At 66.5% G+C, this 21,369-nt stretch carries 22 protein-coding genes; 7 read left to right on the forward strand and 15 right to left on the reverse strand.

Annotated elements, in window-relative coordinates:
- Nucleotides 1–14: 14 nt before the first annotated feature.
- The 7 genes from folE to IWX65_RS07435 form a co-directional block, all read right to left on the reverse strand.
- Nucleotides 15–632, reverse strand: coding sequence for a GTP cyclohydrolase I FolE (folE, locus tag IWX65_RS07405; protein ID WP_334683722.1), 618 nt, complete (start codon nucleotides 630–632; stop codon nucleotides 15–17).
- A gap of 39 nt (nucleotides 633–671) precedes the next feature.
- Nucleotides 672–2,744 carry an ATP-dependent zinc metalloprotease FtsH gene (gene ftsH / locus IWX65_RS07410; RefSeq protein ID WP_196881792.1) on the reverse strand — a complete coding sequence of 691 codons (2,073 nt, stop codon included), beginning with the start codon at nucleotides 2,742–2,744 and terminating at the stop codon, nucleotides 672–674.
- 180 nt (nucleotides 2,745–2,924) lie between these two features.
- On the reverse strand, nucleotides 2,925–3,476 hold the full coding sequence (gene hpt, locus IWX65_RS07415; RefSeq protein WP_026532264.1) for a hypoxanthine phosphoribosyltransferase: 552 nt from the start codon (nucleotides 3,474–3,476) through the stop codon (nucleotides 2,925–2,927).
- A 3-nt stretch (nucleotides 3,477–3,479) separates the two neighbouring features.
- Complete coding sequence (gene tilS / locus IWX65_RS07420) at nucleotides 3,480–4,604, reverse strand: tRNA lysidine(34) synthetase TilS (protein WP_196881793.1); 1,125 nt, start codon at nucleotides 4,602–4,604, stop codon at nucleotides 3,480–3,482.
- The gene (locus IWX65_RS07425; RefSeq protein ID WP_196881794.1) at nucleotides 4,597–5,760 is read right to left on the reverse strand and encodes a zinc-dependent metalloprotease; all 1,164 of its coding nucleotides are present in this window, start codon (nucleotides 5,758–5,760) and stop codon (nucleotides 4,597–4,599) included. Before IWX65_RS07425 ends, tilS begins: the two co-directional genes overlap by 8 nt.
- 46 nt (nucleotides 5,761–5,806) lie before the next feature.
- Nucleotides 5,807–5,956 (reverse strand): hypothetical protein, encoded by a 150-nt coding sequence (locus IWX65_RS07430; RefSeq protein WP_196881795.1) that lies wholly within the window; start codon nucleotides 5,954–5,956, stop codon nucleotides 5,807–5,809.
- A gap of 45 nt (nucleotides 5,957–6,001) precedes the next feature.
- Complete coding sequence (locus tag IWX65_RS07435; RefSeq protein WP_196881796.1) at nucleotides 6,002–6,577, reverse strand: hypothetical protein; 576 nt, start codon at nucleotides 6,575–6,577, stop codon at nucleotides 6,002–6,004.
- 140 nt (nucleotides 6,578–6,717) lie between these two features.
- On the opposite strand from IWX65_RS07435, the gene IWX65_RS07440 reads away from it, so the two are divergent.
- Together IWX65_RS07440 and IWX65_RS07445 are read left to right on the forward strand one after the other, a co-directional pair.
- Nucleotides 6,718–7,284, forward strand: a complete 567-nt coding sequence (locus tag IWX65_RS07440) for an inorganic diphosphatase (RefSeq protein ID WP_196820299.1) — start codon at nucleotides 6,718–6,720, stop codon at nucleotides 7,282–7,284.
- A 163-nt stretch (nucleotides 7,285–7,447) separates the two neighbouring features.
- Complete coding sequence (locus IWX65_RS07445; protein WP_196881797.1) at nucleotides 7,448–8,077, forward strand: hypothetical protein; 630 nt, start codon at nucleotides 7,448–7,450, stop codon at nucleotides 8,075–8,077.
- 35 nt (nucleotides 8,078–8,112) lie between these two features.
- Here the strand turns inward: IWX65_RS07445 and IWX65_RS07450 are convergent, their stop codons facing one another.
- A complete protein-coding gene (locus IWX65_RS07450; RefSeq protein WP_196881798.1) occupies nucleotides 8,113–8,910 on the reverse strand; it encodes an HAD family hydrolase in 798 nt (265 codons plus the stop codon).
- Nucleotides 8,910–10,190, reverse strand: a complete 1,281-nt coding sequence (gene serS / locus IWX65_RS07455) for a serine--tRNA ligase (RefSeq protein WP_196881799.1) — start codon at nucleotides 10,188–10,190, stop codon at nucleotides 8,910–8,912. Before serS ends, IWX65_RS07450 begins: the two co-directional genes overlap by 1 nt.
- A gap of 115 nt (nucleotides 10,191–10,305) precedes the next feature.
- On the opposite strand from serS, the gene IWX65_RS07460 reads away from it, so the two are divergent.
- Complete coding sequence (locus IWX65_RS07460; RefSeq protein ID WP_196881800.1) at nucleotides 10,306–11,385, forward strand: diacylglycerol/lipid kinase family protein; 1,080 nt, start codon at nucleotides 10,306–10,308, stop codon at nucleotides 11,383–11,385.
- Nucleotides 11,386–11,388: 3 nt separating this feature from the next.
- Here the strand turns inward: IWX65_RS07460 and IWX65_RS07465 are convergent, their stop codons facing one another.
- The 4 genes from IWX65_RS07465 to IWX65_RS07480 form a co-directional block, all read right to left on the reverse strand.
- The gene (locus IWX65_RS07465; RefSeq protein WP_196881801.1) at nucleotides 11,389–11,736 is read right to left on the reverse strand and encodes a hypothetical protein; all 348 of its coding nucleotides are present in this window, start codon (nucleotides 11,734–11,736) and stop codon (nucleotides 11,389–11,391) included.
- A gap of 95 nt (nucleotides 11,737–11,831) precedes the next feature.
- Nucleotides 11,832–12,806 carry a DNA topoisomerase IB gene (locus IWX65_RS07470; RefSeq protein WP_196881802.1) on the reverse strand — a complete coding sequence of 325 codons (975 nt, stop codon included), beginning with the start codon at nucleotides 12,804–12,806 and terminating at the stop codon, nucleotides 11,832–11,834.
- Nucleotides 12,807–12,922: 116 nt separating this feature from the next.
- Nucleotides 12,923–13,855, reverse strand: a complete 933-nt coding sequence (gene pheA / locus IWX65_RS07475) for a prephenate dehydratase (RefSeq protein ID WP_196881803.1) — start codon at nucleotides 13,853–13,855, stop codon at nucleotides 12,923–12,925.
- On the reverse strand, nucleotides 13,852–14,178 hold the full coding sequence (locus tag IWX65_RS07480) for a rhodanese-like domain-containing protein (protein WP_196881804.1): 327 nt from the start codon (nucleotides 14,176–14,178) through the stop codon (nucleotides 13,852–13,854). The genes pheA and IWX65_RS07480 overlap by 4 nt, the downstream gene beginning before the upstream one ends.
- Before the next feature lie 197 nt (nucleotides 14,179–14,375).
- Here IWX65_RS07480 and IWX65_RS07485 point away from each other — a divergent pair, with 197 nt between their 5' ends.
- From IWX65_RS07485 to IWX65_RS07495, 3 genes are all read left to right on the forward strand, one after another.
- Complete coding sequence (locus IWX65_RS07485) at nucleotides 14,376–15,767, forward strand: amidase (RefSeq protein WP_196881805.1); 1,392 nt, start codon at nucleotides 14,376–14,378, stop codon at nucleotides 15,765–15,767.
- Nucleotides 15,768–15,804: 37 nt separating this feature from the next.
- Nucleotides 15,805–17,271 carry a peptide MFS transporter gene (locus IWX65_RS07490; RefSeq protein ID WP_196881806.1) on the forward strand — a complete coding sequence of 489 codons (1,467 nt, stop codon included), beginning with the start codon at nucleotides 15,805–15,807 and terminating at the stop codon, nucleotides 17,269–17,271.
- A 106-nt stretch (nucleotides 17,272–17,377) separates the two neighbouring features.
- Nucleotides 17,378–18,898, forward strand: a complete 1,521-nt coding sequence (locus IWX65_RS07495) for a long-chain-fatty-acid--CoA ligase (protein ID WP_196881807.1) — start codon at nucleotides 17,378–17,380, stop codon at nucleotides 18,896–18,898.
- 23 nt (nucleotides 18,899–18,921) lie between these two features.
- On the opposite strand, the gene IWX65_RS07500 is transcribed toward IWX65_RS07495, so the two are convergent.
- Nucleotides 18,922–19,077: a hypothetical protein gene (locus IWX65_RS07500; protein WP_196820311.1), complete on the reverse strand. Its 156-nt coding sequence runs from the start codon at nucleotides 19,075–19,077 to the stop codon at nucleotides 18,922–18,924.
- 101 nt (nucleotides 19,078–19,178) lie between these two features.
- A complete protein-coding gene (locus IWX65_RS07505) occupies nucleotides 19,179–19,601 on the reverse strand; it encodes a DUF4190 domain-containing protein (RefSeq protein ID WP_196881808.1) in 423 nt (140 codons plus the stop codon).
- 107 nt (nucleotides 19,602–19,708) lie between these two features.
- Between IWX65_RS07505 and pgm the strand changes: the two genes are divergently transcribed.
- Nucleotides 19,709–21,343: a phosphoglucomutase (alpha-D-glucose-1,6-bisphosphate-dependent) gene (gene pgm / locus IWX65_RS07510; RefSeq protein ID WP_196881809.1), complete on the forward strand. Its 1,635-nt coding sequence runs from the start codon at nucleotides 19,709–19,711 to the stop codon at nucleotides 21,341–21,343.
- Nucleotides 21,344–21,369 lie beyond the last annotated feature (26 nt).

Raw genomic sequence — 21,369 nt, forward strand, 5'->3', positions numbered from 1 at the left:
GGTGGTCGGTCGTCCTATCTTCCGAGAATGAGGCTCATGGCCTCGGCGCGTGTGGCAGTCTCGCGGATCTGGCCACGAACCGCCGAGGTGACGGTCTTGGCGCCTGGCTTGCGGATACCCCGCATCGACATGCACATGTGCTCGCACTCGATGACCACGATCGCACCCTCCGGCTGGAGGTGCGTCATCAGGGCGTCCACAATCTGGGTGGTGAGGCGTTCCTGCACCTGGGGGCGCCGCGCGAACACTTCCACCAGGCGCGCGAGCTTGCTGAGCCCGGTGACGCGCCCGTCCGCTGAGGGGATATAACCTACGTGCGCGGTGCCGTGGAAGGGCACGAGATGATGCTCGCACGTCGAGTAGAACGGAATGTCCTTCACCAGCACGAGCTCCTGGTGGTTCAGGTCGAAGGACGTCGAAAGAATCTCCTCGGCGTCCTGGTGGAGGCCTGCGAACATCTCCGCGTAGGCCTTCGCCACCCGTTTCGGGGTATCAAGGAGTCCGTCACGGTCAGGGTCCTCCCCGATGGCGATCAGGATCTCGCGGATCGCGCGCTCGATGCGGGGCAGATCCACCGGTGAACCGGAGGCCGCGAGGGCAGCATCCATCACTTCGTCATCGAACTCAGTCACGGACCTGATCCTATCCCTGTGTACTTCGAACCGGCTGCCCTATGGCTGCTGGCTTCCCGTTCCACCCTTGCCTTCGTCGAACCCGCCGGATTCCGGCGACGGCAGCTCCGAGCCCGCGACATCGAAGTCCGACGGCAGCTGCGCGTCGGCAATCTGGTCCTGGGGGGCGACGGTCTCGGGAGCCGGCTCGCCGGCTTCCAGTGCGTCGGCCCGTTCCTTGCGGGAAACCACCGGCGGCAGCGAGTGGACCGGGCGGGTCTGCTTGGACAACCAGACATCGCGGATCTCACGCTTCCGGATATCGGTGAAGACCTCCGCGATCTCCGCCTGGTTGAGGGTCTCGCGCTCCAGCAGTTCAAGGGCGAGCTGGTCCAGGACGTCCCGGTTCTCGGTGAGGATCTCGTAGGCTTCATCATGCGCATTGTCGATGAGCCGGCGGACCTCCTCGTCGACGATCAGGGCCAGCTGGTCCGAGTAGTCGCGGTCGCTTCCCATATCCCGGCCGAGGAACGGCTCTCCGGCGCCCTGGCCGAGTTTCACCGCACCGATGCGCTCGCTCATGCCGTACTGGGTGACCATCTTGCGCGCGGTCCCTGTGGCCTTCTCGATGTCGTTGGACGCACCGGTGGAGGGGTCGTGGAACACGATCTCCTCGGCGACCCGTCCGCCCATCGCATACGCGAGCTGGTCCAGCAGCTCGTTGCGGCTCACCGAGTAACGGTCATCCGCCGGCATCACCATGGTGTAGCCCAGGGCACGGCCGCGGGGGAGGATTGTGATCTTCGTGACCGGATCCGTGTTGCGCAGCGCTGCCGCCACGAGCGCGTGCCCGCCCTCGTGGTAGGCGGTGATCTTCCGCTCCAGTTCCTTCATGACGCGGCTGCGCTTCTGGGGACCTGCGATCACGCGGTCGATGGCTTCATCCAGCGCGCGGTCGTCGATGAGCTGCGCGTTGGAGCGTGCCGTCAGCAGGGCGGCCTCGTTGAGCACGTTGGCGAGATCCGCACCGGTGAATCCGGGGGTCTTCTTCGCGACGGACTTCAGGTCCACGCCGCCTGCCATCGGCTTGCCTTGGGAATGCACGCTGAGGATGTGCTCGCGGCCCTTCATGTCCGGTGCCTCGACGCCGATCTGTCGGTCGAAGCGGCCCGGCCGCAGCAGTGCGGGGTCAAGGACGTCGGGCCGGTTGGTCGCGGCGATGAGGATCACGTTGGTGGTGGCGTCGAAGCCGTCCATCTCCACGAGCAGCTGGTTCAGCGTCTGCTCGCGCTCGTCGTTCCCGCCGCCCACGCCCGCACCGCGGTGCCGGCCGACGGCGTCGATCTCGTCGACGAAGATGATGGCCGGTGAATTGTTCTTGGCCTGCTCGAAGAGGTCCCGGACGCGTGAGGCGCCGACGCCGACGAACATCTCGACGAAGTCCGAGCCGGAGATCGAGTAGAAGGGCACGCCGGCCTCGCCTGCCACGGCACGCGCCAGGAGGGTCTTGCCGGTGCCCGGGGGTCCGTACAGCAGGACACCCTTGGGAATTTTCGCGCCGAGCGCCTGGAACTTCGCCGGTTCCTGGAGGAATTCCTTGATCTCGAGGAGTTCCTCCACTGCCTCGTCGGCTCCGGCGACGTCGGAGAAGGTGACCTGGGGCATGTCCTTCGAAATGAGCTTCGCCTTGGACTTGCCGAACTGCATGACCTTCGACCCGCCGCCCTGCATGCGGGAAAGGAGGAACCAGAAGATGGCGCCCAGGATGAGGATCGGGAAGAGCAGGCTGGCGATGCTGAGGAACCAGTTGCTTTCCACTGGCTGGTCGGTGAACCCGTCGACGTCGGAGGAGTTGATGGCCTCCACCACGCCCTCGGCACGCGCGCTGCTGAAGAAGAACTGGACACTGCGGCCCATGTCCTCGTAGTCCTCGCGGAGCGTAAGGTCCACGCGCTGTTCGCCGTCGTAGATCTTCGCCTGTTCCACCTGGTTGTCCTGGAGCAGCTCCAGGCCCACGTTGGTGTCCACCCGGCTACTGCCGTTGTTGAAAACCGCAGGGAAGATGATCAGGAGCGCAGCCACCGCCAGGATGATCCAGAAAATGGGGCCCTTGAAAATGTTCTTGAATTTCATCCGACTCAGGGCAGCCAGCCCTGTCCCTCCTGCATAAGCCAAACCAGATTAGTGGGCGTCCGCTTGATCGGCGCCCCAAAAACGCACCTCAAGATATACACCGTTCGTGATTCACCACGCTTGCATCAGGGCATTAGTTCCCTGACGGCGTACAGCAGCACAGCGCTGCGAGCGGGGATATTACTCGTACACGTGTGGGGCGAGCGTTCCGATGAAGTCGAGGTTGCGGTACTTCTCGGCGAAATCGAGACCGTAGCCGATGACGAATTCGTTCGGGATGTCGAACCCCACGTACTTCACGTCGATTTCCACCTTCGCGGCATCCGGCTTGCGGAGGAGGGTGCAGATTTCCACTGACGCCGGTCCCCTCGAGAGCAGGTTGGCCTTCAGCCAGGACAGTGTGAGGCCGGAGTCGATGATGTCCTCGGCAATGAGGACGTGCTTGCCCATGAGATCGGTTTCGAGGTCCTTGAGGATCCGGACCACTCCCGAGGACTGCGTGCCCGACCCGTAGGAGGACACCGCCATCCAATCCATGGTGATGTGGGAGTGGAGCGCCCGCGCGAGGTCGGCCATCACCATGACGGCGCCCTTCAGCACCCCCACGAGCAGGATGTCGCGGCCCTCGTAGTCGGCGTCGATTTGTGCGGCCAGTTCGTTGACCCGCTCCTGGATCTCTTCCCTGGTGTAGAGGACGTGCTTGAGATCGGGCTGGACGTCGTTGGAATCCACCAGTTACTCCTGAATTGAACGGTGCTGCGGCTCTGCGCCGCGGCGGTTGTTTCTAAAGACAAGACTGCCATAGCTTCGGTTGCCGTGAAGAACCGATCTGCCCCTCACCTGCCGGGAAACGCTGACATGGCCGCCGAGCTGCACCGGCCCGGCCGAGCCCCTGCGTTCCAGCAGTGACTCCGCGGCCCGCAGCCGTTCGAAGCTCGGCTGGACGCCGCCGACGTCGACGGCGGCGAGCGCAAGCACCCGCTGGCGCAGGGAGGGAGGCAGTGCCCGGAGGTCGTCCTCCGGCAGCAGGACGCCGCCGTCGTGCTCGGTCCGCAGGACGGCGTACGTGTCGGCACTGACCTGCTCCAGGTAGTCGGCGTCCTGGGCGAGGATGCGCGAGGTACGGAAGAGCGCCCGGGCGATCCCCGGCCCCAGCTGGTCCTCGAGGAGGGGAAGCACGGTAGCACGCACCCTCGAGCGCGCGAAGGATGCATCGGAGTTGGCGGGGTCCAGCCACGGCCGGAGTCCGTAGAATCCGCAGATGTCCTCGGTGTCCGCGCGCCGGAGCTCAAGGAAGGGCCGGCGGTAGGTGCCGCGCCGCACCGGCATCCCGGCCAGTGAGCGCGTGCCCGAACCCCGCGCAAGTCCGAGGAGCACCTGCTCGGCCTGGTCATCGAGCGTATGCCCGAGCAGTACGGACCGCGCACCGAGCGACGCCGCGACGTCGTCGAGCACTGCGTAGCGCGCTGTGCGGGCCGCGGCTTCGGGGCCCATACCGCTGCTGTGCACCGTGGCCGCACGCACCTCCACGGGGTGGAGACCGAGTTCCTCGAGCTGCTCCGCGGCCCGCAGTGCGATCGCGGCGCTACCGTCCTGCAGACCATGGTCGACGACGACGGCGCCTACCCGGCACCGACCGATACGGGCGAAATGCACCGCAACCGCAGCGAGCGCCAGCGAATCCGGACCACCACTGCACGCCACGAGGATCAGCGGGAGCGTCTGCGGAAGTGCCTGCGGTGTTGTGCCGTCGTGGTTCGACGGAGGGGCTGCCGGGGCTGCAAGCAGGTCGCCGAGGGCCGATTCGAAGTGCTTCCGTGCGACGCCGACCACGGGCGCGAGCCGGGGCCGCCTATCCATGGCGGCGGATACTCATCCGATCGATCCACTCGTCCGGAGCGTGGATCTCGTGCTCGGTGGGAAGGTTCCCCTCGGCTTCCCACACCAGGTTGAACCCGTCCATGCCCGTCTGGTCCACCACCCGTCGCACGAACTTCGAGCCGTCGCTGTACTGCCGCATCTTCGCCTCGAGCCCCAGCAGCTGGCGGATGAGCTTTTCCAGGGGACCCCGCGACTTACCGCGCGCGTTGAAGCGGCGGCGGATGGTCTTGACGGTGGGGACGATGCTCGAGTCGACGCCGTCCATGACCACGTTGGCATGGCCCTCGAGCAGGCTCATCACCGCGGTCAGGTGGGACAGGCGGGCCTTGTCCTCGGGGTCCTGCAGCACGGAAAGAATGCCCAGGTTCTGCCCCGGGCCGTCCTCGCCGGACGCCTCCTGTCCGTGGGACTTCCGCAATGCGTTGCCCCCCTTGGCCGCGGTGATGCTCTTCACCGCGTTGCCCAGCCGCTCCGAGAGGGTGTCGGCCTTGTCCATGAGGCCCGCGCTGAGTTCGGAGATGTGTCCCGTCATGTGGTCCTTCAGCCAGGGGGCGGCTGCGAACTGCACCCGGTGGGTCTGTTCATGGAGGCAGACCCACAGCCGGAAGTCCGACGGGTTGACGGACAGCTCGCGTTCCACCGCGATGATGTTCGGTGCCACCAGCATCAGCCGCCCTCCCGTGCCGTTGCGGGAGGGGACGAAGGGGTCGTACTGGCCGAGGACCTTGCTCGAGAGGAATGCGAGGATAGTCCCCAGCTGCGCGCCGGTCAGAGCTGACCCGAGCGTCATCGAGGCTGAACTGAATGCCTCGGGTCGGGTTTCGGCGAGGTGGTCGAGCGTCGGTTCGAGCAGCGTCCGGAAGCTCTGGGTGTTGGCCCTGGCCCAGGAAGCGCGGTCCACGATGAGCAGCTCCGAATCGCGCAGGTCCCTCGCGGCGTCGAGCCGGGAGATCGCGTGGACGTGCCCCACCGAGGCATCGGCGAGTTCGCGGAGGTTCTGGACCGCTCCGGCAATCTCGCGGGGGGACATCGTGGGTCCCGCGGGGGCCAGTTTGGCTGCGCTGCCGGCCGCGAGATCCCAGTTGATGAGCTGGCGGCGGGGAGTGGACTGGACTGAGGGACTGTTGCTCTCCATGCCCACCATTCGATCACATCCCCCTGAGGGACCCTTCCAGAAATTCCTACCGGCGTCCGCAGACGGCGAGAACCGTCGCCGCGTTGTCCGCGGCTGCCCGCGCCTCGCGGGTATTGCCGTTCAACCCCGTCGCCACGAATGAGAACGTGAGCAGCCGCCCCTCCGCGGTGACTACGTAGCCGCTGAGGGCCGTCACAGCGTTCTGCCGCGACAGGCCCGAAGTGTCGCCGATACTCAGTCCCTAGACCGGTACGCCCAGCCCCTGCACCGTGGCGAGGAGGGTCTCGGTGGCTCCTCCGAAGGACGCCGGGCGGCCGCTTGCGGACGCAGCCACCCGCGCGAGCGCCCCGGCCAGGTAGTTGTCGGCAAGGTGCAGCATCCGCTGCACCTGTTGACCGATGGTCGCGGATTCGGCGGCGGCCAGGGCTGCATCTGCGAACCGCGGACCACCCATCCCGGTTTTATCCACCCACGCCGATCGCAGGGGAATGGACGGGTGCCGTCTCGCCCGCTGCGACGTCGCCTCCGCCCCGCAGGAACACGGCGTCCCCGGACACGTGCAGTTCGGCCTCCAGCAGGGGCGCGAGGCTTCCGGGGCGGGAAGTGGTGCGGCAGCCGAGAGCGGGGTCACGGTCGAGGGTTCGGAGAGGGCTTCTGGTGGCAGCTGCTGCTTCGGGATGGCAGGTGCAGCAGCCGGTGCCGGTTCCCGGAGCACGTCCCGGACCGCTGGAAGGAAACTTTCCGCCAGCGGCACGGCGAGCAGTGCCAGCACCACGGCCAGGACTACGGAGACAAGCAGGCGGGCAGGGCGCGTCATGCTTTCCTTCCGTGCGGGCGGGGTCAACGATAATTCGAGGGGAAGGGTTATCCCGCAGAAGTACAGGGATGCGCCACCCGACCGATATGTTTGGTGCTGAGATCAAACAGTAGACCGGATCATTTCTCTGAGGAGTTGCTATGCAGTTGGACGTCACCATCGAAATCCCCAAGGGATCGCGCGTCAAGTACGAGATCGACCATGAGACCCACCGACTCCGCCTGGACCGTGTTCTCTTCACCTCGATGCAGTACCCCACGCACTACGGCTACTTCGAGAACACGCTCGGCGAGGACGGCGATCCGCTGGATGCACTCGTGATGCTCCAGGACTTCGACCTCATGCCCGGGGTCCTCGTGGAGTCCCGCCCCATCGGCGTGTTCAACATGACCGATGACGGCGGTGGCGACGCCAAGGTGCTGTGCGTTCCTGTAGATGCACGCTTCGAGCACATCAAGGACCTGTCCGACGTGTCCGATTTCCTGCTTGACGAGATCAAGCACTTCTTCACCAAGTACAAGGATCTGGAGCCCGGCAAGTGGGTCGAAGCCGCCGAGTGGGCAGGGCGCGAAGAGGCGGAGGCGGAAGTCGAGGCATCCCTTAAGCGCTTCACCGAGCACGGCGAGGTCAGCGCCGAGGACGAGCCCCAGGGCCGCGGCGTGGATTTCGACGCCGACAACGCGACGAACACGCCCGAAGGCCGCTAGCCGCCCCCTCTCCACCACACCCCCTCGCTGATTAAGCACCTGTGGCGGCTCTGCGCCGGACGTGGCAGCCGTAAGTGCTTAATCAGTGGGGGGTGCTCGCCTAGCATCACCCCCGTCAACGTAAATGCGTTGATTAGCGGTGGCCCTGCCACATACTGAGCACATGCAGTACGTCCTCACCATCAATCAGCGCGACTCGCGAGAGGTCGGCGACCTCGTTCCCGACCTCCTGAAGGCACTCCGGCATCTTCCCGTCACCGTGCCCTTTCAACGTTCCGTCGGGGACGAGGTGCAGGGCGTCGTGCCTTCCGCGCGGACCGCCGTCGACGCCGCCCTCCTGGCAATCCGGCACCGCCGATGGCATGTGGGCATCGGCGTCGGGACGCTTCTTCCTCCGGTACCTGGAAGGATCCTCGACGCCCAGGGCCATGGACTCGTCTACGCACGACGCGCCGTCAACCGGGCCCAGAAGACCGGGGAGCGCATACCGCTTGCCGTCGAGGGACCCGATGCCGACATCGCCGGCGAGGCCGAGGCGGTTCTACGCTTGCTGGGACACATCGTGTACACCCGGACGGAAGCCGAATGGAACGTCCTCGACCTGCTGACGCCGGGTGCCCGGGGTCAGCAGAAATTCATTGCCCAGGAGCTGGGTATCAGTACCCAGGCCGTCAGCAAGGCAGTGGTGCGTTCCCATTGGCTCGAGGAACACGCGACCCGGCCGGCTGCTGCGCGGCTGCTCGACCTGGCCTACGGTCCGGCGTCCCTACCGGAAGCCGCACCGACGGGCTAGCGGCACCTGCGCCGGACGGGTTTCGGAGGGAGCGCCTACACGAGGGAGCGGAGCACCTTGGCGGCACCGTCGTCGTACACGGAGCCCGTGACCTCCGACGCCGCCGCGCGCACCTCCTCGGGAGCCTGCCCCATCGCAACCCCGCGCGCGGCCCATCGGAGCATTTCGACGTCGTTCCGGCCATCCCCCACGGCGACGGTCAGCGCCGGATCCACCTGCAGGTTCTCGCGCAGGAGCTCGAGCGCACTCGCCTTCGTGACCCCGGATGCCGCGATGTCGAGCCATGCCGTCCACCCCACGGAATAGGTGACACCGTGCAGGCCGATCGCGGCGACGGCCTCGCCGAACTCCTCAGCCGTACTGTCGGTGCTGAACACCACCACACGCACGGCGCGTGCCGCCAGCATCTGCTCGAAATCCACACTCTGGGCCTCGGAACCGAAGCTGGCGTCCTGGAAGCTTTCGGTGGAGAGGAAACGCCCGCGGTCGTCCTCGAGGGCGTACTTGGCTGAGGGGAGGCGTTCGCGGAGCGCCGTGAGAGCGGGGCGCGGATCGAAGGTCACACGTTCGAGAACCTCGAAGCCCTCGGGCAGCGCGGCATCGACGCGCAACGTGACACCGCCGTTCGAACAGACGGCATAGCCGCGGGTGATCCCCAGCAGTTCCATCACCGGAAGGGTGGCGCCGAGGGACCGGCCGGTGGCGATGATGACGTCGTGGCCTGCCTGGATGGCGCCGCGCGCCGAGGACCGCACCTCCTCGGTCATGTTGCCCTCGTGATCCACCAGGGTGCCGTCGACGTCGAGCGCAATGAGGTACTTGGTGCGGGGCATCACAGGACCGGAAGGATTTCGAGGCCGCCGAGGTACGGCCGCAGGGCTGCGGGCACGTTCACCGAGCCATCCTCGTTCTGGTGGTGCTCGAGGATGGCGACGATCCAGCGCGTGGTGGCGAGCGTGCCGTTGAGGGTTGCGACGGCACGCGTGCCTTTCTGGCCCTCCCCCGTCTGGCGCTCACGGATGTTCAGGCGCCTTGCCTGGAAGGTGGTGCAGTTCGACGTCGATGTGAGCTCGCGGTACGCGCCCTGCGTGGGCACCCAGGCTTCGCAGTCGAACTTCCTCGCCGCGGACATGCCCAGGTCTCCTGCAGCGGTATCGATGACCCGGTAGGGCAGCTCCACCTTGGCCAGCATCTCCTCTTCCCAGGCGAGCAGCCGCTCATGCTCGGCGTAGGAATCCTCGACGGAGGTATAGGTGAACATCTCCACCTTGTTGAACTGGTGGACTCGGATGATCCCGCGGGTGTCCTTGCCGTGCGATCCCGCTTCCCGGCGGTAACACGTCGACCAGCCGGCGTAGCGCAGGGGGCCATCGCCGAGCTCGAGGATCTCGTCGGAATGGTAGCCGGCAAGTGCCACTTCGGAAGTGCCGACGAGGTAGAGGTCGTCCTCCTCCAGTCGGTAGATCTCGGCGTCGTGGGCGATGTCGAAGCCGGTACCCTGCATCGTCTCGGGGCGCACGAGGGTGGGAGTGATCATGGGGGTGAACCCCGCCTGGACGGCCTGGTCCATGGCCATCTGGAGCAGGGCGATCTCAAGCCTCGCGCCGACGCCTTTCAGGAAGTAGAAGCGGGATCCCGAGATTTTTGCGCCGCGTTCCATGTCGATGGCGCCCAGCAGCTCACCGAGCTCCAGGTGGTCACGCGGCTCGAATCCCTCTGCCGCGAAGTCGCGGGGAACGCCCACCGTCTTGAGCACCTCGAAGTCGTCCTCCCCGCCCGCGGGGACCCCGGCCTGGACGAGGTTCGGCAACCGCCGCAGCAGCGCCTCCTGCTCGACGCTGAGCTCGTCGGCAACAACGGCGGCCTTCTTGACCGACTGCGCAAGTTCCTTGACTTCGGCCAGGAGGGCCTGCTTTCCCTCGCCCTTCGCCTGCGCCACCCGCTTGCCGAACGCATTCTGGCTGGCACGGAGGGCTTCGGAGCTTGTCACTGCCTCGCGGCGTCTGGTGTCCAGGGCAAGAATCGACTCCACGAGCGCTTCCTCGGCGCCGCGTGCACGCTGCGAGGCCTGGAACAGCTCTGGATTGGCGCGGAGTTCGTTGACATCGATCACTCCACCAGCCTACCAACGGCCCGGGCCGCGCCATCAACGCCGAGTAGGCGTCAGGAGCACAGCCCCGCGGACGACGACGCCCGGCGCTGCACGCTGCGGCTATTCTTGACACACCATGCGCCCAAGACTGCTTGCCCTGACCGCCGCCGGCTCCGCAGCGGCCGCTTCAGCGCAAAGCTGGTGGACGGTGCGCCGCTTTCGCCATCCGCGGTCCACCCCCACCACCACCCACCCCTCCTCGCCGCCGTTTCCGGGCCCGCAGCAGGTGGCTCTGGTGCTCAACCCGGTCAAGCTCCAGTCCCGGGCGGCCCGTGCCCTCGTGGAGCAGGCGTGTTCCGACGCCGGGTGGAACCCTCCGTTGATCCTCGAAACCACCGTTGAGGACCCGGGGACCGGACAGGCGCGCCGTGCCATCGAAGCCGGCGCCGACGTCGTCATCGCCGCCGGCGGGGACGGCACCGTGCGCGCGGTGGCCCAGGCCCTCGCCCACCAGCCCGCCGCGCTCGGCCTGCTCCCACTGGGAACCGGGAACCTGCTCGTCCGCAATCTCGGTCTGCCGTACTTCGACCTCGCCGGCTGCCTGGAAGCAGCCCTTCACGGACACCAGCGCCGGATCGACATGGGGCGCATTCACCTGCGGAACGCACGGACCGGCGTCGAGTCCTCCCACCCCTTCCTCGTGATGGGAGGGGTGGGCCTCGACGCAACGATTGTCGCGGCCACCAAGGAGAACCTGAAGGAGAAGTACGGCTGGCTCGCCTACAGCGAAGCGGGGGTCCGCCACCTGCCGGGCCGCCGCCAGCGCGTGTCGATCAGCTTCGACGGGAGCGCACCCCAGAGCAGGAAGGTCCGCAGCGTCCTCTTCGCCAACTGCGGAAAGCTTCCGGCGGGCATCGACTTCATTCCCGACTCCACCATCGACGACGGCGTCCTTGATGTCGTGGTGATCAGCCCGCGCAGCCTCGCCGGCTGGTTCTGGATGGGCACGAAGATTCTGCTTCGGCACCGGGGTGGCAGTCCGGTCATCAAGTACTACCGGGCACGGGAGGCGACAGTGTGGGTGGCGGAGCCGACCGAGACCCAGCTCGACGGCGACCCCTCCGGCGCAGTGACCTCCCTGACCGTGCGCGTGGACGCCGACGCACTGATGGTCCGGGTCCCTCCGGGGACATCCGGACCACCAGGGAGCAGCTAGACCTCAGGTGCGGTCGCGGTCGGTGTACTCGCCTTCACCGTCCGGAGTATCGACCAGGGGCTTGTCCTTGTCGGTGTATTCGCCCTCCTCAACCGGTTCCTGCGCGCCGGTGTAGCCGCCGTCGTCGTCGGTCGGGGCGGCACTGGTGTAGCTTCCCTCGGAGTTGGCCGCAGACTGGGCCTCCGAGGCTGCACTGCCGTGTCCGGCCTGCTCGTTCACGAGGCTCTGTTCCTCGGCGAACCGGATGTCGTTCCCCTGGTCACCGGCATCGCCGTGCCAGTTCGGATCCGAGGTGGAGCCGTCGCCCTCATTGGGGTTGACGATGTGTCCTCCAGAAGCTTTCTCAGTCATGATGCTGCCTTTCGTCGAAAGATGTGCTCCCGGCCGGGCGCTCACCGTAAGCCTACTTAGCAATGGCCCAAGGTGGAAGCCACAGCCGAGGACCGCTAGTCGCGCAGGAGCTCCTGCACGGCCTTCTCGGACGCGCTCATACTCGCGACCGGGATGACCTCGCCGCTCATGAAGCGGTCCACGAGCCGCGGATCGACATACGAACTCCGCGCCACCGCCGGTGTATTGCCGAGGTGGTCTGCGACGGCACGCATGGTGGCGGCAACCGCTTTCTGCCTCGCCGTCCGGCTAGTGGCCTTCAGATCCTCACGCGCAAGGGCCATTGCAGCTACCACAGTGGCCTGCCAGGTGCGGAAATCCTTGGCGGTGAAAGGCCCTCCCGTCACCTGGCGGAGGAATTCGTTGAGCTGGGAACCGTCCACGTGGTGCCACTTCTCATCCGACGTACGGTAGGCGAACACCGTGTCGGCGTCCTCCCGCCGCATCATCGGACGAAGTGCCGCTGCGAGATCCGGGTCCTCCAGGGTGGTGTCCCACTGCTGACCGCTCTTACCCGGGAAATCGAAGATGATCATGGGTCCTTCGATCGAAACGTGCTCCACGAGAAGGGTAGTGACCCCGAAAGAGCCGTTGGCTTCGGCGTACTGGGCCGAGCCGATGCGTAGGGCTCCGGCGTCGACAATGCGGAGCGCGGCCGCGAAAGCCCTCTCCCTGGTGGTTCCGTTGCTGCGGAGATGCTGGGTGATCACCCGGCGTGCACTCGGCAGCTTTGCCCCGAACTCGAGGGCACGGTCGAATTTCTCGCGATCCTTCTGCTCGCGCCACGCCGGGTGGTAGATGTACTGCCGGCGCCCTGCCTCATCGGTCCCGAGGACCTGCACGTGGCCGTTGCGGTAGGGGGCTATCCAGACGTCCTTCCAGGCAGGGGGGATGACCAGTTCCCTGACCCGCTCGAGCTCGTCGCGGTCCCGGAGCAGCGACCCGTCGGGTCCCCGGTAACTGAAGCCCTTGCCCTGGCGCCTGCGCGTGATGCCCGGTTTGCGGGTGTTGCTGCGGCGCAATCGAGCCATGCGGGAACCACCTTCGGAAAGCACTCAGGAGTAGCAGGATCCCCTCATACTAAGCCTCCTTTGCATTCCCGGGCAGCTGAGATCCGATGCCCCTCCACCTTGACACCGGCCCTGCACTAACGACCCTGGAGGATCTCCGCCACCCACGAGTCCGCCGCGGCGAAAGCACCGTCCGCAGTGTGGGGCACCACCGCATGACGACGCTCGTCGGCCCGTGGATAGGACCCGAGGAAGCGGAGGTTCGGGCTGATCCGGTGGAGTCCCTTGAGTGCGTCGGCAATCCGCGCGTCGGCCACATGGCCCTCGGCGTCGATGCTGAAGAAGTAGTCACCGAGGAACTGGCCGGTGGGCCTCGATTCGATGCGGCTGAGGTTCACCCCGCGCGCCGCGAACTGGTCGAGGATTTCCATGAGCGCGCCGGGGTGGTCCTCGGGAAGCGGAATGACCAGCGTGGTCTTGTCAGCCCCGGTGGGAGCGGGCAAGGCACGGGAGCGGCTGACGAGGATGAAGCGCGTGACGGCGTCGGCGATGTCGCCGATACCGCTCGCAAGCACCGATAGACCCAGCGAGGCGGCCAGCGCGGGAGAGCAGATCGCTGCATCGTAGCCGCAGTCATCGCTGAGGAGCCCGTAGCCGGCGGCGGCTGTCGACGCCGACGGGATGTATTCCGCCTCGGCAATATTGGCATCCGCCCACCCCCGGCACTGCGCCCAGGCGTGCCCATGGGTGGAGATCCGCTTCACCTTCGGAAGTTGCGTCCCGGCCCGTGCGGCAAGCACGAAGGTGATGGGCACGAGCTCCTCACGCACGATGCGCAGTGGCTCACCGACGGAAATCGCGTCAAGGGTCGCTGAGACGCCGCCCTCCACCGAGTTCTCGATGGGCACCATCGCCCCGTCGACGCCACCGGACCTCACGAGCTCGAGTGCGGCCGCAACGGTGGACGCCGGGACTCTGCGGGCGCCGTCGGCTCCGGGTACCTGCAGCAGCGCAGCCTCGGTGAACGTGCCCTGCGGACCGAGATAGGCGTACGAGGAGAGGGTACTCACAGGACCGAGGGCGCGCTGCCGGTCTCCGACACCATGGGCTTGCCCGCCTCGGACCAGGCCCCCATGCCTCCCGCTACGTTGACGGCGGAGTAGCCGTTGCCGACCAGCCACTCACCCGCACGCTGTGACCGGCCACCGGCACGGCAGATGATGTGGAGATCGTCGTCTGGGTTGAGTTCGGCAAGCCGTTCCGGAAGCTGGTCGAGCGGAATATGGACCGCGCCCTCGATGTGGCCCGCCTCCCACTCGTAGTCCTCCCGGACATCCAGGATCTTCGCGTTCTCGCCGACGGCGTCCACTGACACGTTCTCAAGCTGGCTCACTTGGCACTTCCCTTCCATCGAATGCGTTGCCGACGGTTCGGACGGGGCAGGAGCCCACGGCAGGCGGCACCCCAAGCCTATAGTGGAGACGGAATCAGGGCGCCTCGGACGGGCGCCGACCGTAACAGGACCGGGGGAATGATGGCAGCCGGCAGATACCCACCCCCGCAACCGTCGGCAGACCTGGGGCACGCGTCATGACGGAGCTGCACGAACTGTCCGCGCTGACCCTGCGCAATGCACTTGCCCGCGGAGCGATCGGCGCCCGCGAGGTCACCGAACACTTCCTCCGGCGGATCGATGCCCTGAATCCGCAACTGGGCGCCTTCGTAACGGTGACGCACGATTCGGCACTGGCGGAGGCCGACGCCGCCGACACGCGGCGCAGGACGGGGGACCCCCTGCCGATGCTGCACGGACTGCCCCTGGCACACAAGGACCTTACCGACGTCGCAGGGGTGAGGACCACGCTGGGCACCGCGGCCCTCGACCCTGCTGTCGCGGCCGAAGACTCCCCCCTTGCCGCCGTGCTCCGGACGGCCGGCGCCATCAGTCTCGGCAAGACGCAGGTGCCCGAGTTCGGCCTGAGCTGCTACAGCGAAAACCTCATCGCGCCGCCGGCACGCAATCCACTCGACCTTGCCCTCAGCCCCGGAGGATCCTCGGGCGGCAGCGCTGCCGCCGTGGCCGCGGGAATGCTGCCCTTCGCCCCGGGAACTGACGGCGGTGGTTCCGTGCGGATTCCCGCTGCAGCAACCGGCATCGTGGGGCTGAAACCGAACCGCGGCAGGGTGCCCGCCGGATCCGGGCAGGCCGACCTCGGGCAGTTCGTGGTGGCGGGGCCCCTTGCGCGGACAGCCGCTGATGCAGGCCTGCTCCTCGACGCCCTGGTGCGCGCGCCGAACTACCGCGCGATGTCCGCCGCCTCCCGGAACGGCCGCACCTTCCTCGACGCCGCGCTGCGCGCGGAAGGGAGGTTCCGGATCGGCGTCAGCACGGTCTCGCCCTTCTCCGCGGCGCTCGACGTCGCCCCAGAGACGGTGAGCCTCGAGGCGCTGGACAGCGGAATCCGACAGCTCCAGGCCGCAGGTCATGACCTGGTGGAAGCCCCGCTGACCTACGATCCTCGCTACGCTTCCGCCTTCCAGTCCGTATGGACGGCCGGTCTCGCAACGGCCCCCATCCCCGAGGATCGCGAGGAACACCTGACCGACCTCACGCGGGTGATGAGGCGGCGTGCACAACGGCGCGGCGCACCCGAGCTCGCTGCCGCCATCGATATCCTGCGCCAGTTCGAATACGACACCATCCTGCAGTATTCGGCGTATGACATGATCCTCACCCCGGCACTCGGCATGTCGCCCCGGCCCATCGGGTGGTACACGGATTCGAACGCCGACACCGACTATGAGCGCCAGTGCAGGTACACCCCCTACACCTCCATGGTGAATGTCTGCGGCCTTCCCGCCATTGCCTTTCCCACACTGACCACGCCGGAAGGGCTGTCCATGGGGGTGCAGCTCATCGGCCGTCCCAGCGATGAGGCGCACCTCCTCGCAGTCTGTGCACAACTTGAGACCCATCCCTGAATTTGCATTCCATAACGCCAATGGCACCATGGAATAAATGAGCACCGTGCGCAACCAGCCGACAGCCGGCCTTTCCAAAAGCTTTTTCGGACATCCCCGGATGCTCGCCAACCTGTTCAGCGTGGAGCTGTGGGAGCGGTTCTCCTTCTACGGCATGCAGGCGCTGCTGCTGTACTACATGATCTACACCGTGCGGGACGGCGGCCTCGGCTTCGCGGAGTCCACAGCGGCCGGCCTGGTAGGGGCCTACGGCGGCGGTGTGTACCTGTCGACGATCCTCGGCGCGTGGATCGCGGACCGGCTCCTCGGGTCGGAGAAAGTGCTCTTCTACTCGGCAGTCCTCATCATGTTCGGGCACATCGCCCTTGCCGTCCTACCCGGTGTAGCCGGCCTCACCGTCGGCCTGGTCCTTGTGGGCGTCGGTTCGGGAGGACTCAAAGCCAACGCCTCATCACTGGTCGGCACGCTCTACGCTCCCGGAGACGAGCGCCGCGATGCAGGCTTTTCCATCTTCTACATGGGAATCAACGTCGGCGCCCTGCTCGGCCCGCTCCTGACGAACCTCGTGTGGGCTTCTTACGGCTTCCACATCGGATTCGGCCTGGCTGCGCTGGGCATGGCCATCGGGCTCGTGCAGTACTCGGCCACGAGGAGGAACCTTCCCGCGGACGCCCACACGGTGGAGAACCCGCTGCCCCGCGCCCAGTACCGCCGGTGGACGGTGATCGCCGCCGCCGGCGTCGCCGCGATCATCCTCGCGATCGTCACCGGCCTCCTGAATGCCGGGAGCCTCGCGAACGTCATGGCGTATGCCGCCATCGCAGCGACGATCGCCTACTTCGCAGTGATCCTTTCCAGCAGCAAGGTCTCGCCGGTCGAACGGAGGCGGGTGTACTCCTTCATTCCACTGTTCGTGGCCAGTGCCGCATTCTGGTCCCTGTTCCAGCAGCAGTTCACCGTTGTTGCCCTCTACTCCGAATCCCGCTTGGACCGCATGATCTTCGGGTGGGAGATGCCGCCGGGAATGGTCCAGTCGATCAATCCCATCTTCATCATCCTGTTCGCCGGCGTTTTCGCGGCAGTCTGGACCAGGCTCGGCAGCCGCCAGCCTTCCTCACCGGTGAAATTCGGCCTCGGTCTTGTCTTCATGGGCATCGCCTTCCTGGCGTTCATCCCGTTCTCCGGCGGCGGCCCGAACAGCACACCACTTCTGGCGCTGGCCGGGATCCTGCTGCTTTTCACCTGGGCTGAATTGTTCCTTTCGCCGATCGGCCTTTCCGTAGCCACGAAACTCGCACCGGAAGCGTTCCGGACCCAGACGGTTGCACTCTTCTTCCTCTCCATCTCGCTCGGAACGACGGTGTCGGGAATCCTTGCCGGGTACTACAGCGCCGACAACGAGGTACCGTACTTCTCCTTCAGCGGCATCACGGCGATCGTGCTCGGCGCAGCCCTCATGGCGGCCGCGCCGGCGATCCGGAAACTCATGGCCGGGGTCCGGTAGGCACGGCGCGGTCCACCGGCCTTCCTTGCGATCGCGGGAAGGATCCCCCAAACTCGTACTGACCAGTAACAATCCCAGCAGCGCCGCGCCGATCAAAGGAGATCCTGTGTCCAACCTCGCCTCCAACCTCGTGGCTACGGCATCAGCCCACCCGTCCGCGGTGGCCATCAAGCTCGACGACGTCGAAGTCAGCTTCGGCGCCCTGGAGGTGCTGAGCCAGAATATCGCGACGCTCCTCGTCGAAATGGGTGTAGGGCGCGGCGACCGGGTAGCGCTCATCCTGCCGAACATTCCCCAGATGGCATTCATCTATTACGGAGTGCTCCGCCACGGTGCGGTGGTCGTGCCGCTCAACCCCCTGCTCAAAGGGCGCGAGGTCGCCTACCACCTCGTTGATTCGGGGGCGAAACTGGTTTTCGCGTGGGAGGGCGTTCTCGCTGAAGCACAGAGCGGAGCGGACCAGGCTGGAAAGGACGGCGCGACCGTGGACGTCATTCCCGTCGACGGTGCGGCCTTTATGCAGCGGGTTGCAGCGGCCGAACCGACACCGGGCCTGGTGGAAGTGGACGGCTCCGCCACCGCCGTCCTGCTCTACACCTCCGGAACCACGGGACGGCCGAAGGGGGCCGATCTCAGCCACGACAACCTCCGCCGCAATACCGAGATCTCCCGGGACCTGATGGGCATCAAGGTGGGCGAAGTCCTCTTCGGAGGCCTGCCGTTCTTCCACATCTTCGGTCAGACCTGCGCCCTCAATGCTGCTGTGCTGACCGGAGCCACAGTGACACTCCTGCCCCGCTTCGAACCAGGAAAGGCACTCGAGATCATCGAACGCGACGGCGTCACGGTCTTCGAAGGTGTGCCCACCATGTACATCGCGATGCTGCGCCACTCTGCCGTGAGTCAGACGAACCTCGGCTCGCTCCGTGTGGCGGTCTCCGGGGGCTCCGCCCTGCCGGTCGAAGTGCTGCGTGAGTTCGAGCGGGTCTTCGAGGCCGACCTGCTGGAGGGGTACGGGCTCTCCGAAACCTCGCCGATCGTCAGCTTCAACAGGGTAGGCGACGTCCGGAAGCCCGGCTCGATCGGCACGCCCGTGGAAGGCGTCGAAGTGCGCATGCTCGATACGGACGGCGCCGACGTCCCCCAAGGCGAGGTAGGCGAACTCTCGGTGCGGGGACATTGCGTGATGAAGGGCTACTGGAACAACAGCGAGGCCACTGCTGCCGCCATTCCCGACGGCTGGTTCCGGACGGGAGACCTCGCACGGTTCGATGAGGACGGCGCCATCTTCATCGTTGACCGCAAGAAGGACGTCATCCTGCGCGGCGCCTACAACGTGTACCCCCGCGAGGTAGAGGAAGTTCTCTACGAACACCCTGCCGTTGCCGAGGCCGCGGTGGTGGGCGCCGCCGACGAGCTTCACGGTGAGGAGGTGGTGGCCGTCGTCGGACTCAAGGCGGAATACGTGCCTGCCGATGACGACGGCCGCCGCGCCCTCAGCGACGAGATCCTCGCGTTCGCCAAGGAACGCCTCGCCGCCTACAAGTACCCGCGCAGGGTTGTCCTCGTGGATCAGCTTCCCAAGGGCCCGACCGGAAAGATCCTCAAGCGCGAGATCACTGTGTGACCCCGGTCCGGCGGCGGCTCGGCCTACTTGTCGTCGTTGTCGGCCTCGAAGCCGGGAGCCACCTCGGCTTCGGGTCCGGGTCCGCCGTACCCTCCGGCGTCCTGCTCTTCGGGCTTGCCTGCGGCGTCAGCGCCGTCGTCGTCGGGATTTCCACTGGCACCGGTGGGGTTTTCGCTCACGATTCTGCCTTTCTCCGCACGGAGGCGCCCGGTCCGGGTGCCAAACTCAGCTTACTTAGTATGGGCTGGACATCAAGCGCCGAAGTTGCAAGGTTTCGTGCTCACGGAGCAGCGGTGAAAGCGAAGGCGATGAGCGGAATGAACAACGCCACGACCAGCACGGTCAGCGCCACCAGGACGTAGCCGATGATCAGTCCCGTCAAGGCGAGTGCCTTACCGCTCGGCTCCCGCTTCAGGGCGAGATGACCGAAGACCACGGCCAGGATCTGGGGAATCACCAGGAAACCACCCGTGAAGATCGCCACGACGCCGCAGACCAGGGCGGTGATGCTCATCCCCTTCGGTTCGGACATCCCATACCCGCCATACCGGACCCCGGGCGGCTGGGTTCCGTAGGGCGACGCCTCGGAGGGCGAAGCCCCGTACGGCGGCATTGCGGCGGGGGGCCTGCCGGGGTCGGAGTACCAGCGCGGGTCCTTGGGATCGTTGAACGGTGGGCGTTCCTGCGGGCCGTTGTCGGCCATGTCTGCACCTTTCAACTAGGGGACTACCAGACCTTCATCTTACTGAGTACGGGTCCGGACCGGAGGTAACGGGTGTATTTCGGTTGGTTCTTTGACATGCTGGAGCCATGGCTAACCGAGCGGGCACCGTTGCCCTACCCAGCGACCTTATTGATGTGACGGCACTCCTCGACGCGTACTTCGATGTCTCCCCCGATCTGGGAGATCCGGCGCAGCGCGTAGCGTTCGGCACCTCCGGCCACCGGGGGTCCTCGCTCAAAGCCTCCTTCAACGAGGGGCACATCGCCGCGATCACCCAGGCGATCGTCGAGTACCGGGCCGGGCAGGGCATCACCGGTCCGCTGTTCATGGGCAAGGACACCCACGCGTTGTCCGAGCCGGCCCAGAACACCGCCCTTGAAGTCCTCGCGGCGAACCGGGTGACGGTGCGGATCGATGCCCGTGGAGCATTCACGCCGACGCCCGCCGTCTCGCATGCGATCCTCGCCTACAATCGCAGCCGCACCGATCGGTCCGACGGCATCGTCATCACCCCGTCGCACAATCCCCCCGGTGACGGCGGATTCAAGTACAACCCGCCCCACGGCGGACCGGCCGATTCCGATGCGACCAACTGGATCGCGACGCGGGCCAACGAACTCCTGGAGGGCGGCCTGCGGGGCGTGAAGCGCGTCCCGATCGCCGAAGCCCAGCAGGCCGAGGGCATCGGCACGTACGACTTCCTCCAGCACTACGTCGATGACCTGCCGAACGTCCTCAACCTCGAGGCCATCCGGGAGTCCGGGCTGCACATCGGCGCGGACCCGATGGGCGGCGCATCGGTGGACTACTGGGGAGCGATCGGCGAACGCCACAACCTCAACCTCACCGTCGTCAACCCTGCCGTCGACCCCCAGTGGGCGTTCATGACCCTGGACTGGGACGAGAAGATCCGCATGGACTGCTCCTCGCCCTCCGCCATGGCCTCCCTGATCGCCCGGGCGTCGGAGTACGACATCGCCACGGGCAACGACGCCGACGCCGACCGCCACGGCATCGTGACCCCCGACGCCGGGCTCATGAACCCCAATCACTACCTTGCGGTGGCGATCGATTACCTCTACCGCAACCGTCCCGCCTGGCGCACCGACGCCGTCGTCGGGAAAACGCTTGTCTCCTCCTCGATCATCGACCGCGTTGCGGCCGACCTCGGCCGGGTGCTGCAGGAGGTGCCCGTCGGCTTCAAGTGGTTCGTTCCGGGACTCCTCTCGGGCGAACTGGCCTTCGGGGGTGAAGAATCGGCAGGAGCCTCCTTCCTCCGCCACGATGCCTCACCGTGGAGCACCGACAAGGACGGCATCCTCCTGGCGCTGCTCGCCTCGGAGATCACCGCCGTGACGGGGAAGACGCCGTCGCAGCACTACGCGGGGCTCACCGAGCGGTTCGGTGCACCGGTGTATGCGCGGATCGACGCGGCCGCGACCCGAGAGCAGAAAGCAGCCCTCGGAAAACTGTCGCCGTCGGACGTCACCGCCACCACCCTCGCCGGCGAGGACATCACCGCCCGTCTCACGGAGGCCCCCGGCAACGGCGCACCCATCGGTGGACTGAAGGTCACCACGGAGAATGCGTGGTTCGCCGCACGGCCCTCGGGCACCGAGGACGTCTACAAGATCTATGCCGAGTCCTTTCGAGGAGAACAACACCTGGCGCAGGTGCAGGCGGAGGCGAAGCTGCTGGTCGACGGCGTCATCGGCGGCTGACGCGCGGCACGGAGACCTGCTGACGG

Source organism: Arthrobacter sp. CAN_A214 (assembly GCF_015751955.1).
Classification (GTDB): domain Bacteria; phylum Actinomycetota; class Actinomycetes; order Actinomycetales; family Micrococcaceae; genus Arthrobacter_D.